Here is an 11,404-nt window from a genome sequence, read left to right as displayed (position 1 = left end):
TCCCAGACAGGATGAATCACAAATCAGCTCCAACAGGAATCCCCGCGATTCAGGTTTTCAGTCGGATGCTTTAGCGCGCGGCTTTCTCATCGATGCCCGAAGTGCCTTCTCGCCTCTCAAGAGTGGCAAGAACGTCTTCAAGCGCCACATCCCGTGCCGCCAGCATCACAAGGAGATGGTAGAGCACGTCGGCTGCTTCCTCGGTCAGACGCGTCTTGTCTCCCTTTACGGCCTCAACGATCGCCTCAATGGCTTCTTCCCCAAATTTTTCGGCGACCTTCTCGGGGCCTTTCGCAAGGAGCTTTGCGGTCCAGGAGGTCTCCGGGTCCGCGCCCTTTCGTGCCGCGATGGTCGCGGCAAGTCGCTCTAGCGGTGTCATACCGGCCTCACGGGAATCCCGGCCGCAGCCATATGGGCCTTGGCCTCTGCGATGGAGAAGTCGCCGAAGTGAAAAATCGAGGCTGCCAGAACCGCGGATGCTCCGCCCTTGGTCACGCCCTCGACAAGGTGGTCGAGTGTCCCGACGCCGCCGCTGGCAATGACAGGTACATGCACGGAGTCGGAAACTGCCCGAGTCAATGGCAGGTTGAATCCCGCCCTCGTTCCGTCGCGGTCCATAGACGTCAGAAGGATCTCGCCCGCGCCCTTTTCCGTCACTGTCCTTGCGAATTCGACTGCGTCGATGCCGGTTGGTTTCCGGCCGCCGTGGGTGAAAATTTCCCATCGTCCCGGTTCAACCGTCTTTGCGTCGATTGCAACGACGATGCACTGGGATCCGAACCGATCCGCTGCCCGGGCCACCACGTCCGGATCGGCCACCGCTGCTGAATTGAAACTCACCTTGTCCGCCCCTGCGAGCAACAGCGCTCTCACATTCTCGACCGTCCGAACACCACCACCGATCGTAAGCGGCATAAAGCATTGCTCTGCCGTTCGTGTTGCCAGGTCGTACATCGTGCCGCGGTTCTCATGAGTCGCGTTGATGTCGAGAAAGCAAAGCTCATCTGCACCTGCCGCGTCATACGCCTGCGCCTGTTCGACCGGGTCGCCCGCATCAATGAGATCGACGAAATTGACGCCTTTCACCACGCGTCCATCAGCAACGTCCAAGCAGGGTATGATGCGCACCTTGAGCATGGGGCGGGTCTACGCCAATCGGCGGCAGGTTGCCAAGGGTGCCATCAAGCTCTCGTGAGGGGGCGTGTGCTCTGAGGGTCAAGACAATAACCTCAAAGGGCTTCAAACCCGGGAGAGCGCCAATGCTACGCAAGATCGCCTTAATCGCCGCACTCGCTGCGACGCCTGCTTTCGCGAGCGACGACATCCTTCGCATCGAGGCGGAGGGTGATGTCGCCACGGTTATGGACCGGCTCGAAGCCGCTGTCGCTGGTGCTGGAGCTACGGTCTTTGCTCGGGTAGATCACGGGCAGGGGGCGGCGAGCGTCGACATGGAACTTGCCGATGCAGAACTATTGATCTTCGGTAACCCGAAACTGGGTACACCTGCGATGCAGGCAGACATGCATGCCGGGATCTTCCTGCCACTTCGCGTCCTCGTCTACGCAGATTCCGATGGCCAGACCTGGCTCGCCTACGAAGCGCCGCGCGAAATGCTTGATGACCTCTCCATCCCGGCCGATGCGCCGTTCCTCGGTGCGATGGAAGGAGCGTTGCAAAAGCTCACCGGGGTTGCGGCTGGCGGCTAATGCGAGCCGGCCAGAATTGCTTCAATCTCTGCCGAGTCCTGGGGAAGGCCCCGCTGGAATCTGCCCGGCAACTAGGCGCACGCATTGTTTCTTGTGCGGATGACGGATTGCGCCGGCCAGCGACCGAATGGAACAAGCCGGGGGCGACCGGCCTCATCCTGAAAGCAAACCAGGGCGCTGTTCAACCTCTCGCCATTGTCGACACCGTCCACGATGCGCCTTCGAAGAAGGTATATGCAGACAACCCGTGCCGTTAGGCAAAGTCTACGGTGTTTGAAAACAATAACACGTAGCCGCGATTGCGACACCAGCAGATGATCGCAAGGACTGCGGGCAAATATACTTCAAGTGAGCGGAAGCTGTTCCCTACTGCGCCGCCAATGCCGCCAATGCCGCCTTTATGTCAATTGCGCCATCATAGAGCGCGCGTCCTGAAATCGCGCCCGCGACGACATTCGTGTCCCTGAGCCGGATCAGATCGTCCAGCGAAGACACCCCACCGCTTGCAATCACCGGCACATTGACCGACCGCGCCAGCGCCTCGGTTGCCGCAACGTTCGGGCCTCCCATGGCGCCGTCCCTTTCGATATCCGTATAGATGATCGCGGCGATCCCCGTGTCCTCGAAGGCGCGCGCTAGATCGGTCACCTCCATATCGGTATCTTCTGCCCAGCCTCGTGTCGCAACCTTGCCGCCGCGGGCATCCAGGCCCACAGCAACCCGCCCCGGGAACGCACGTGCCGCTTCGCGGACAAGATCGGGGTTCTCCACGGCCGCGGTGCCGAGGATCACTCGCGCGAGCCCCTTCTCCAGCCAATGCTCGATTGTCGCCATATCTCGGATTCCCCCTCCAAGTTGTGCCGGCACATCGATACGGTTTAGAATTGCTTCGACAGCGGCCCCGTTCACCGGTTCCCCGGCAAATGCGCCGTTCAGGTCGACAAGATGGATCCACGCACATCCTGCCGTCTCGAAAGCTGCCGCTTGCGCTGCGGGATCGTCGGAGAAGACCGTAGCCGCTTCCATTTCACCTCTCAGAAGCCGCACGCACTGTCCGTCCTTTAAGTCGATAGCCGGGTAAAGGATCATCGGTGGGCTCCGCATCGTTGGGATGTGATTTCAGGAGCTCCGCTTCTGCACGCGCCACGCCTGATTGTGAAGACCCAACGTCACAAGTGCCGCCGACCTGACGTCAACCTTGCTCCTGACTGCGCAGTGAAACGAGGCTGCCGCCGATCAATGTGGAGGAGACACGAAATCATGAAGATCCTGACCGCCGCTGCCTTGTCCCTTGTCCTATCCGCGAGCGTCGCCGTGGCAGAGCCCGTGATTGGCACATGGCAGACCGAGGCTGATGACAACGGAAACTTCGGCCATGTCGAGATCGCGGCCTGCGGGGCGGTGATCTGCGGCGTGATCGTACGCGCCTACGACAGCGCGGGCCAACCTCGCGAAAGCCAGAATATAGGCAAGCGCATGATCTGGGATATGGAAGCGAAGGGCGAAGGCAGTTACACCGGCGGCCGCATCTGGGCGCCTGATCGCGACAAGGTCTATCGGTCGAAAATGTCGCTCGATGGCGACCGTCTGAAGGTTTCAGGGTGTGTTGGGCCGATCTGCCGTGGCCAGACCTGGCTCAGGGTACAGTAGGACAAAAGTCTAAGCGGTCGTCGTCACCTGCAAGATCGAAGCCGAAAAGCGGGCTGGGCGCTTACGGTGCCCAGGTAAGGAAATTGGCGATCAGGCGCAGCCCGGCAGCCTGGCTCTTTTCTGGATGAAACTGTGTGCCGATCGTGTTGCCGGACGCGACGATCGCGGTCACCTCTCCGCCATACTCGGCATAGGCCAGTCGCTGTGTCAGATCCGTCATTTCCATGTGATAGGAATGCACGAAATAGGCGTGATCACCGGTTTCGATCCCGTCGAGGACGGGATGACGACCGGTGATCACAAGATCGTTCCATCCCATGTGTGGCACCTTCAGGCTCGGGGCTGAGGGGGTGATCCTGTGCACCTCTCCATCGATCCAGCCAAGGCCTGGGGTCGGCTCATATTCATGTCCCATCCGCGCCATCAGCTGCATTCCGACACAGATCCCCAGAAACGGCCGCCCGCGTGTTTCGACCGCCTCGATCATTGCATCGTACAGCCCTGAGCGGTCTGCCAGCGCTGCCTTGCAGGCCGGAAAGGCGCCATCTCCGGGTAGGACGATCCGGTCTGCCCGCGCCACGTCTTCGGCGCGGTCGGTGACGATGACCTCGCCTCCACCGGTCTCGCGTGCCATTCGTTGGAACGCCTTTTCGGCGGAATGCAGATTGCCGCTTTCGTAATCGATCAGAACCGTCAGCATCGCGGTCTCAGAGAGCACCTTTGGTCGACGGCACGGCGTCGGCCCGGCGCGGGTCGGTCTCTACCGCGGTCCTGAGTGCCCGGGCGACGGCTTTGAACGCTGCCTCGGCGACGTGGTGCGCATTTATTCCGTGCACCTTGTCAACGTGAAGCGTGATCCCCCCGTGCGTCGACAGGGCCTGAAAGAATTCCCGCACGAGTTCGGTGTCGAAGGTTCCGATTTTCGCGGCCTCGAAGGTGACACTCCAGACAAGGAACGGTCGACCTGACAGATCAAGTGCAGCCCGCACCTGCGCATCGTCCATCGGCAGCGCGCACTCGCCGTAGCGGTTGATCCCTGTCTTATCGCCCAATGCTTGCGTGAGTGCCTGTCCAAGCGCGATGCCGGTATCCTCCACCGTATGATGGTCGTCGATGTGCAGATCGCCCTCCGCGCGCACCGTCATGTCGATCAGGGCATGGCGGGCAAGCTGGTCGAGCATGTGGTCGAAGAAGCCCACGCCCGTCTGATTGTCATAGCTGCCGGTGCCGTCGAGGTTGATCTCGACGGAGATGTCCGTCTCCGCCGTTTTGCGGGTTACGGTCGCCTTGCGCATGTGGATCGCTCCGGATCGATTAACACGCGCCTCTATAGAAGTGTGCGCAGGGTGAGGGAAGGGCCCTGTCGGCAGAACGAGGCTGCTCTGTCACATCACGATGACGATTCCTGTGTGCCCTGGTCCCGTTCCCTTTCGCGGTTGTTGAGGCCCCAGGGCACGACCCCGATACGCAGTGCGGCACGCCCGATCATGTGGGCGCCGATCGGCGCGGTCAGCAGAAGGAAAACGACGATCAGCATACAGCGTATGATCACCGCCACGTCGCCGAAATGCACAGCGGTGCCTGCCATTATCAGGCCCGAACCCAGCGTTCCAACCTTTGTTGCGGCGTGCATTCGGATGAAGACGTCCGGCAGCTTGACGATGCCTACCCCGGCGAGGACCGTGAACACCCCACCGAGAATTAGAAGAAACGCGGTGAGAGCGATCGTCATTCGCTTCCCTCCCGCTCTTCCCGTCGGATCGTCTGACGCTCGGCAAAGCGCGCCAGCGCCACCGTTGCAAGGAAACCAACAAGTGCCAGAACGAGGGCAACATCAAGAAAAGCGGCATCACCGGAGCGCACAGCAGCGAGCCCGCAAAAAGCTACAATTGCCACCGTCATCATATCGAGGGCTACCACGCGGTCGGGCAGACTTGGGCCCTTTGCGAGGCGCCAAAGCGCCAGACCCACAGCAAGGAAAACCATCACGAAGCCAAGTGTCACAGAAAGCTCGAGAAACTCTGTCATGCTTTCCTCTCCTCGACCGCGTCGATCACCCACCTCTCCATTCCCGATTTCAGGGCGCGACAAACCGCTTCGGGGTCATCGGCGAACATTGCGTGAACTTTCAGGGTCCTGCGATCCTCGCTTACATCGATACTGAGAGTGCCTGGCGTCAGCGAAATCAGGTTCGTGACCAGTAGAATGCCGGCATCAGTCTTGGCGTCCAGCGGCATGTCAATGATCGCAGGACGGGCGCGATGCGTCGGGGTGATGATGTCCCAAAGAACCTCTATGCTCGACACGATAAGCTCATAGTGGAAAAGCACCACCAGCTTGAGCCAATACCACACACGCAAGAAATAGCTCGACCTTACGCCTGTAAGCGGTTGCAAGAGCCAGAGTACGCCGTAGCCGACGACGAGCCCCGATAGGACAGTCAGCCAGGTGAACCCGCCAAAGAAGATCGCCCATGCAGCGGTCAGAACGAGGTTCGCGGCGAAGTTACTCATGGTTCTGCCCCTAATACAGCTGCAAGGTAAGCGCTGGGATCCAGAAGCTGACCTGCGGCCTCCTTGGCAAATGCGACGAACGGTTCAGGGAAGAAACCGATCACCAACGTCATCGCGGCAAGCCCGGCCACGGGCAATAGAAGGTGGTTGCGGGTCTCGCGATCAAGACAGCGCAACTCAGGGTCTACGCCTTCGGGGTGAGCCTTCCAGAACGCCTCTGCCCAGATCTTCGTCATTGAAAAGATCGTCAGAAGCCCCACAACCAGCGCCACACCTGCGATGATCCAGCCCTCATCTTCCAATGCAGCCGCCACTAGGACGTATTTAGCCCAGAAGCCCGAAAGAGGCGGAAATCCCGCCAGCGAAAATGCGGGAATCAGAAACAATAGTGCGAGAAGGGGGGCGGATTTATAAAGCCCGCCGATCTGGCCAAGCTGAGTCGATCCGACCAGACGCTCCGCCACACCAGCGATCAGGAACAGGTTCGCCTTCACGATGATGTGGTGCACCAGGTAAAACACCGCGCCGGCCAGAGCGAGCGGCGTCAGAAGTGCAAGCCCCATGATCATGTATCCGATCTGGCTTACGATATGGAACGAAAGGATCTTGCGGATATCGTTCTGCGCGGCCGCCCCAAGAACGCCCGTCAGCATAGTCAGTCCTGCCACCCAGAGAAGGATGTGGTGGGTGAACCCGGTGTCTCCCGCGAAGACGAGAGTGAACATCCGAATGAGTGCGTAGACGCCGACCTTGGTCAGAAGTCCTGCAAACACCGCCGATACTGAAAAGGCCGGGGTGTGGTATGATGCCGGCAGCCAGAAGAAAAGTGGAAAGACAGCCGCTTTCACACCGAAGGCGACCATGAACATCATCGCGACAACCGTGACGAGCCCTCGGTTTTCAACCTCGGGCACCGTTCGCGCGAGGTCCGCCATGTTGAGCGTCCCGGTCATCCCGTAGAGTAGGCCTATCCCGGACAGGAATAGGATCGTCGAGATCAGGTTCAACGTCACATACTTCACGCCACCGTCGATCTGCGCCTTGCTGCCCCCGAGCACCAGCAGGCCGAAGGATGCGATCAGCATGACTTCGAACCACACATAGAGATTGAAGAGGTCACCGGTCAGGAAAGCGCCGGAAACGCCGCCGATCAGAACGTTGAAGAGCGCATGATATCCGAGATACTCCGCCCGCTCCCGGACATCGCCAAGTGCGTACACCGAGACGGCAAGTGCGGTGATGGCGGTGATCACCACCATCACGGCGCTCAGAAAATCCGCGACTAGGGTTATCCCGAAAGGCGCAGGCCAGCCACCCATCTGGGCCGCCACCACGCCTTCATCGAGCACCCGCGCCATAAGAAGGACCGCAGCAATGAGCAGCGCCAGATTGCCTGCCACGCTAATCCACCTGCCTGTCGGCCGGGTGCGCAGCAGAAATGCCGCCACTGCCGTCAGAAATGGCAGGATCAGAGGGGTTGCAAGAAGCCAGGTCACGCTTTCGGCTCCTCAATTGGTTCGGCCACTCGCATTTCGTCGGAATAGGCAGTGCCTAGGGTCGTGTACGCTCGGAAGATCAAAACAAGTGCAAAGGCGAAAAGGCCGAAGCCGATCACGATTGCCGTCAAGACCAATGCTTGCGGGAGGGCATTCGCCACGTCCCCCACAGGGCCATCCGCACCCTCCGGGATAAGTGGGGGTGCACCTTCCGTAAGGCGCCCAGAAGCAAAGATCGTCAGGTTTGCAGCGTTCGAGATCAGAACCAGTCCGAATATGAACCGCAAGATGTTTCGCGCCAGCATCAGATACACCGCCGCTGCGACGAGGACACCAATGGTTATGGCGAGCAGCGCCTCCATCAGATTTCCTCTTCCATCGCGAACACAAGTGTCAGGGTCGACCCGAATACGACAAGGTAGACGCCAATGTCGAAGACGAGGACCGTTGACAGAGGCAGACCCTTGTCATCTTCCGTCGCTCCGATGAAGAGCCACTGCCCGGTGAACAGGGCATCTTCGAAAAACGCCGCTGCGATCCCGGCAAGAAGCGCAATTCCAAGCCCTGTTACCGCAATATTCTGCGGCGATATGCGAAGGGCCTTTCGTGCGTCTGTGGTGCCGCAGGCAATCGCGTACAGGACGAAGCCAGTCGCTCCTATAAGTCCGCCAATGAACCCGCCTCCGGGCTCGTTGTGGCCCCGCAGGAGCATATAGAGCGAGAAGACGAGCAAGAGCCCCGACAAATACCGTGTGCCCGCACGAAGGATGACAGAGTTCATTTCTCGCCTCCCCGATCCGTGGTGCGCAGAAGCGCATAGGCGGAGAGCGCGGCGATCACGACCACAGCGATTTCGCCGAAGGTATCGAGTGCGCGGAAGTCCACCAGAATTACGTTGACGATGTTGCGTCCGTACGCTTCGGGCCAGCTGGCGGTCTCGAAGAAATCGGTCAATCGCCGGTCCAGCGGTGTCTCGAGAACCGAAAGCAGCACGAGTGTCACCACTGTACCGATCGCAACCGCAAGGATCGCGTCGCGTGGCCGGTGATCGCTTCTGCCGTTCGGGTCAAGGACAGGAAGACGCAGTAGAGCGACCGCCACCAAGACCACGACAAGCGTTTCGACCATCAACTGCGTGATCGCTACATCCGGCGCGCCAAATACGATAAAGATCATCGCAACGCCGATACCCACGACCCCAAGAGCGGCCATCGCAGCGATACGGGAACGTGTAACCGCGGCAATCAACGCCCCGGATACGGTAAAGAGCATCAGTGCCACATTCTTCCAGGAGATATCGGACAGATCAGGAATGGCGCCGAGAACATCTCGCGCCAACATCGTGCCGCCGATGGCTGCGAGAACGGTCGCGAAGGTCGCGAAGATATAGCTTCTCAAAATGCCGGGCTGGATCAGCCTCGTTTGCCAGGCGGCAAATTTCTTCAGTCCGGTAAGGAACGAATCCCATCCTCTGTCGAAATTGGGCGCGGCGGAATCGGCCCGTGCCAGCATGGCCCGCAAAGGGCGGTGCGCGAGGTAGAGTGCGAGCCCCAGCACGACCGTCGCCACAGACAGGATCAGCGGCAGGTTCACCCCGGCCCAGAGCTTTAGCTCTTTTGCATCTTCGGTAGATCCGAGCAGCGAGGCGACCGTGGGATTGATGAGGGAGGTCTGAAGCAGATCCGGCACAAGGCCGAAGAGCGCGCCAAGCCCTGCAAGCAATACAGGACCCGCCAGCATGGGCCAGGGCGCCTCATGGGGTTTCAGGGGCATGGTGCCGCCAGGCTTGCGCCAGAACGGACGGAACGCAACAACACCGGCGACCGCGAGCATCAGAGCATTCGAGACCACGAGCGCGCCTGCCACCAAAAGCGGCTCGGACCCCACGGCGAGCGCACCGGCGTATTTCAGTTCCTTGCCGATGAAGCCCAGAAAGGGTGGAAATCCCGCCATCGATAGCGCTGCCAGTGCCGCGGCCGCCGCAGTCACCGGCATAGCCTGCGCAAGACCACCGAGGATTTCCGCTTCACGTGTGCCCGTCCCATGGTCGATGCAGCCGACCACGAGAAAGAGCGCGGCCTTGTACAGGGAGTGGACGATGAGGAAGGTCGCGAATGCCGTCATGGCATAGCCCGCTTCCTGTCCAAGAAACAGCGTCAGCGTGCCCAATGCCATCAAAGTCGTATATGCCAGCGCCTGCTTCAAGTCGGTCTGCCGCAGTGCTAGAACGCTTGCGAACACAGCGGTGAATGCCCCCGCGATCGTAAGTGTCCAAAGCCAGATATCCGTTCCCGAAAACGCCGGATGCAGGCGGGCCATCAGGTAGACCCCGGCTTTCACCATCGTCGCCGAATGGAGGAAGGCCGAAACCGGCGTGGGTGCCGCCATTGCGTTCGGCAGCCAGAAGTGAAACGGGAACTGCGCTGACTTTGTGAAGGTGCCCGCAAGGATCAGGATCAGAATGGGTAGGTAAAGGGCATGCGCCTTTAGCTCGTCACCCATCTTCAGGATCTCCGAAAGTTCAAACGTCCCGGACGTGAAACCCAAAAGAATGAACCCGGCCAGAAGCGCCAGCGCCCCCGCGCCAGTGACGAAAAGCGCCTGCAAGGCGGAGCGCCTGCCTTTCGCCGTCTCATGGCCGAACCCGATCAGCAGATACGACGTGATTGTTGTTAGTTCCCAGAAGACGAAAAGCGCGATCAGGTTATCGGCAAGCACGAGCCCCAGCATCGCCATCATGAAGCTGGTCAGGAACAGCGCGAACCTCGCGAATTGCGGGTGGCCGGCGAGGTAGGTGTTGGAATAGAGCAGGACGAGCGTACCGATTCCGCTGATCAAAAGCGCGAATGTAAGGCTTAGCCCATCGATCAAGAATGAAAGTGATATCCCGAGCGATGGCACCCAATCCCAAGCAACGCGCAATGCCTTGCCGTTGGAGACTGGGCCCAAGAAGCTCAGAAACCAGGCGAACAGGGCAGCGGCCAGAAGCACCGGTAAGATCCCGGTGATGCCGTTGCTGTTGGCCGGGGTCTTTGTGGTCGCAGCGCTCATGACGCCGCCAACCTTTCAAGCGTCACTGGAGAGACAAAGCCCGGCGGCTTAACTGCTAGGATTGAACATCGCACCCGGTTCATGATCGTTACTGCTGTGTTGCCGATGAGCAGGCCCGCATCATTTGGTTTTCCGAGAATTCCGATGACCAGAGTGTCGATCTGTTCCGTCTCCGCGTGCTCGGCAACGACATCGGCGGGTACGCCCTTCATGTGAACCACCCGAATACGGTCTGAAAACGCTTCGAAATCGCGTACAAGCGCCTGAAGTCGGCTGCTGCTTTCGAGTTCCACCGTCCTTAGGATCGCTTCTATCTCGTCCCTCGACATATTGAAGCGGGCGCCACGAAGCATCGTTTCTTCCGGCAGACTCCAAGCAGTTACAACATCGAGCTTCGCCGCGTCTTGATTCGAAAGGAAAGCCGCAACCTCCATCACGCTGTGACAGAGCTGGTCACGGATGTCGTCTTCCGGATCAGGCTCGACTGCAGCCATGATCCGACGAGAGCTTGCGCCGTTGGTATCGTTCAGAATCCAGACCGGGCAGGGGCAGTTTCGCAGAAGATGAAGATCCGGGCCCGCGAGGATCGACAGTCCCGGCGTTCCGTGTGCGGCTTTCATAACCAGATCGTTGCCGTGCCGAAGCACGTGCTGGATTGTTTCGATGAAACCAACCCCGAAAAGCACCTTCGTTTCGACAGGCAGACCACCTGCCAACAGTGGCGCAGCAAGCTCATCGAGTCGTTCCTGATGGCAAGCGGCGATGTCGCTCTCCAGGTTTTGCACACGAAGTTCGCGCACGGAGCCAATAACCCGCGAAAGCGTGGTCGGAGAACTGTCGATCACATCGATCAGTGTAAGCGCGGCGCCAGTGACCTGCGCCATTCGACGCGCGCGCTCGAGCAGTGCCTCTGACCGGCTTTCGTCATCGACTAATACCAGAATGTTGCTGAACCGCTTCAACGCGCATGCTCCCAAACCTCCAGAAG

General features: G+C 59.8%; 15 protein-coding genes. 2 read left to right on the top strand and 13 right to left on the bottom strand.

Features of this window, described 5'->3' with window-relative positions; all coding sequences use genetic code 11:
- Nucleotides 1-70: 70 nt before the first annotated feature.
- Together RXV90_RS15750 and hisF are read right to left on the bottom strand one after the other, a co-directional pair.
- Nucleotides 71-379 carry a phosphoribosyl-ATP diphosphatase gene (locus RXV90_RS15750; protein ID WP_316649823.1) on the bottom strand — a complete coding sequence of 103 codons (309 nt, stop codon included), beginning with the start codon at nt 377-379 and terminating at the stop codon, nt 71-73.
- Complete coding sequence (hisF, locus tag RXV90_RS15745; protein WP_316649822.1) at nt 376-1,137, bottom strand: imidazole glycerol phosphate synthase subunit HisF; 762 nt, start codon at nt 1,135-1,137, stop codon at nt 376-378. Before hisF ends, RXV90_RS15750 begins: the two co-directional genes overlap by 4 nt.
- A gap of 122 nt (nt 1,138-1,259) precedes the next feature.
- Between hisF and RXV90_RS15740 the strand changes: the two genes are divergently transcribed.
- A complete protein-coding gene (locus RXV90_RS15740) occupies nt 1,260-1,706 on the top strand; it encodes a DUF302 domain-containing protein (protein ID WP_316649821.1) in 447 nt (148 codons plus the stop codon).
- A 366-nt stretch (nt 1,707-2,072) separates the two neighbouring features.
- Here RXV90_RS15740 and hisA read toward each other — a convergent pair whose 3' ends face one another.
- Nucleotides 2,073-2,795, bottom strand: a complete 723-nt coding sequence (gene hisA, locus RXV90_RS15735) for a 1-(5-phosphoribosyl)-5-[(5-phosphoribosylamino)methylideneamino]imidazole-4-carboxamide isomerase (RefSeq protein ID WP_316649820.1) — start codon at nt 2,793-2,795, stop codon at nt 2,073-2,075.
- Nucleotides 2,796-2,966: 171 nt separating this feature from the next.
- Between hisA and RXV90_RS15730 the strand changes: the two genes are divergently transcribed.
- Nucleotides 2,967-3,356 (top strand): DUF2147 domain-containing protein, encoded by a 390-nt coding sequence (locus RXV90_RS15730; RefSeq protein ID WP_316649819.1) that lies wholly within the window; start codon nt 2,967-2,969, stop codon nt 3,354-3,356.
- Nucleotides 3,357-3,417: 61 nt separating this feature from the next.
- Here the strand turns inward: RXV90_RS15730 and hisH are convergent, their stop codons facing one another.
- The 10 genes from hisH to RXV90_RS15680 form a co-directional block, all read right to left on the bottom strand.
- Nucleotides 3,418-4,056, bottom strand: a complete 639-nt coding sequence (gene hisH, locus RXV90_RS15725; RefSeq protein ID WP_316649818.1) for an imidazole glycerol phosphate synthase subunit HisH — start codon at nt 4,054-4,056, stop codon at nt 3,418-3,420.
- Nucleotides 4,057-4,063: 7 nt separating this feature from the next.
- Entirely contained in the window at nt 4,064-4,651 is a 588-nt protein-coding gene (gene hisB, locus RXV90_RS15720; protein WP_316649817.1) for an imidazoleglycerol-phosphate dehydratase HisB, read from the bottom strand.
- A gap of 95 nt (nt 4,652-4,746) precedes the next feature.
- Entirely contained in the window at nt 4,747-5,088 is a 342-nt protein-coding gene (gene mnhG, locus RXV90_RS15715) for a monovalent cation/H(+) antiporter subunit G (protein WP_316649816.1), read from the bottom strand.
- Nucleotides 5,085-5,384 carry a monovalent cation/H+ antiporter complex subunit F gene (locus RXV90_RS15710; protein WP_316649815.1) on the bottom strand — a complete coding sequence of 100 codons (300 nt, stop codon included), beginning with the start codon at nt 5,382-5,384 and terminating at the stop codon, nt 5,085-5,087. The genes mnhG and RXV90_RS15710 overlap by 4 nt, the downstream gene beginning before the upstream one ends.
- Entirely contained in the window at nt 5,381-5,869 is a 489-nt protein-coding gene (locus tag RXV90_RS15705) for a Na+/H+ antiporter subunit E (protein WP_316649814.1), read from the bottom strand. The genes RXV90_RS15710 and RXV90_RS15705 overlap by 4 nt, the downstream gene beginning before the upstream one ends.
- Nucleotides 5,866-7,365, bottom strand: a complete 1,500-nt coding sequence (locus RXV90_RS15700; RefSeq protein WP_316649813.1) for a Na+/H+ antiporter subunit D — start codon at nt 7,363-7,365, stop codon at nt 5,866-5,868. The genes RXV90_RS15705 and RXV90_RS15700 overlap by 4 nt, the downstream gene beginning before the upstream one ends.
- Nucleotides 7,362-7,727: a Na+/H+ antiporter subunit C gene (locus tag RXV90_RS15695; protein WP_316649812.1), complete on the bottom strand. Its 366-nt coding sequence runs from the start codon at nt 7,725-7,727 to the stop codon at nt 7,362-7,364. The genes RXV90_RS15700 and RXV90_RS15695 overlap by 4 nt, the downstream gene beginning before the upstream one ends.
- Nucleotides 7,727-8,146: a Na+/H+ antiporter subunit B gene (locus RXV90_RS15690; RefSeq protein ID WP_316649811.1), complete on the bottom strand. Its 420-nt coding sequence runs from the start codon at nt 8,144-8,146 to the stop codon at nt 7,727-7,729. Before RXV90_RS15690 ends, RXV90_RS15695 begins: the two co-directional genes overlap by 1 nt.
- Entirely contained in the window at nt 8,143-10,416 is a 2,274-nt protein-coding gene (locus tag RXV90_RS15685) for a putative monovalent cation/H+ antiporter subunit A (protein ID WP_316649810.1), read from the bottom strand. Before RXV90_RS15685 ends, RXV90_RS15690 begins: the two co-directional genes overlap by 4 nt.
- A complete protein-coding gene (locus RXV90_RS15680; RefSeq protein WP_316649809.1) occupies nt 10,413-11,378 on the bottom strand; it encodes a universal stress protein in 966 nt (321 codons plus the stop codon). Before RXV90_RS15680 ends, RXV90_RS15685 begins: the two co-directional genes overlap by 4 nt.
- Nucleotides 11,379-11,404 lie beyond the last annotated feature (26 nt).

Source organism: Ovoidimarina sediminis (assembly GCF_032586175.1).
Taxonomy (GTDB): Bacteria; Pseudomonadota; Alphaproteobacteria; order Rhodobacterales; family Rhodobacteraceae; genus Ovoidimarina; species Ovoidimarina sediminis.
Note: the sequence above shows the minus strand (reverse complement) of the source record. Positions and strands in the feature narration are given on the sequence as shown.

Coding starts and splice junctions, on each gene's coding strand:
- RXV90_RS15750 (WP_316649823.1), bottom strand. CDS start 379: ATGACACCGCTAGAGCGACTTGCCGCGACCATCGCGGCACGAAAGGGC.
- hisF (WP_316649822.1), bottom strand. CDS start 1,137: ATGCTCAAGGTGCGCATCATACCCTGCTTGGACGTTGCTGATGGACGC.
- RXV90_RS15740 (WP_316649821.1), top strand. CDS start 1,260: ATGCTACGCAAGATCGCCTTAATCGCCGCACTCGCTGCGACGCCTGCT.
- hisA (WP_316649820.1), bottom strand. CDS start 2,795: ATGATCCTTTACCCGGCTATCGACTTAAAGGACGGACAGTGCGTGCGG.
- RXV90_RS15730 (WP_316649819.1), top strand. CDS start 2,967: ATGAAGATCCTGACCGCCGCTGCCTTGTCCCTTGTCCTATCCGCGAGC.
- hisH (WP_316649818.1), bottom strand. CDS start 4,056: ATGCTGACGGTTCTGATCGATTACGAAAGCGGCAATCTGCATTCCGCC.
- hisB (WP_316649817.1), bottom strand. CDS start 4,651: ATGCGCAAGGCGACCGTAACCCGCAAAACGGCGGAGACGGACATCTCC.
- mnhG (WP_316649816.1), bottom strand. CDS start 5,088: ATGACGATCGCTCTCACCGCGTTTCTTCTAATTCTCGGTGGGGTGTTC.
- RXV90_RS15710 (WP_316649815.1), bottom strand. CDS start 5,384: ATGACAGAGTTTCTCGAGCTTTCTGTGACACTTGGCTTCGTGATGGTT.
- RXV90_RS15705 (WP_316649814.1), bottom strand. CDS start 5,869: ATGAGTAACTTCGCCGCGAACCTCGTTCTGACCGCTGCATGGGCGATC.
- RXV90_RS15695 (WP_316649812.1), bottom strand. CDS start 7,727: ATGGAGGCGCTGCTCGCCATAACCATTGGTGTCCTCGTCGCAGCGGCG.
- RXV90_RS15690 (WP_316649811.1), bottom strand. CDS start 8,146: ATGAACTCTGTCATCCTTCGTGCGGGCACACGGTATTTGTCGGGGCTC.
- RXV90_RS15685 (WP_316649810.1), bottom strand. CDS start 10,416: ATGAGCGCTGCGACCACAAAGACCCCGGCCAACAGCAACGGCATCACC.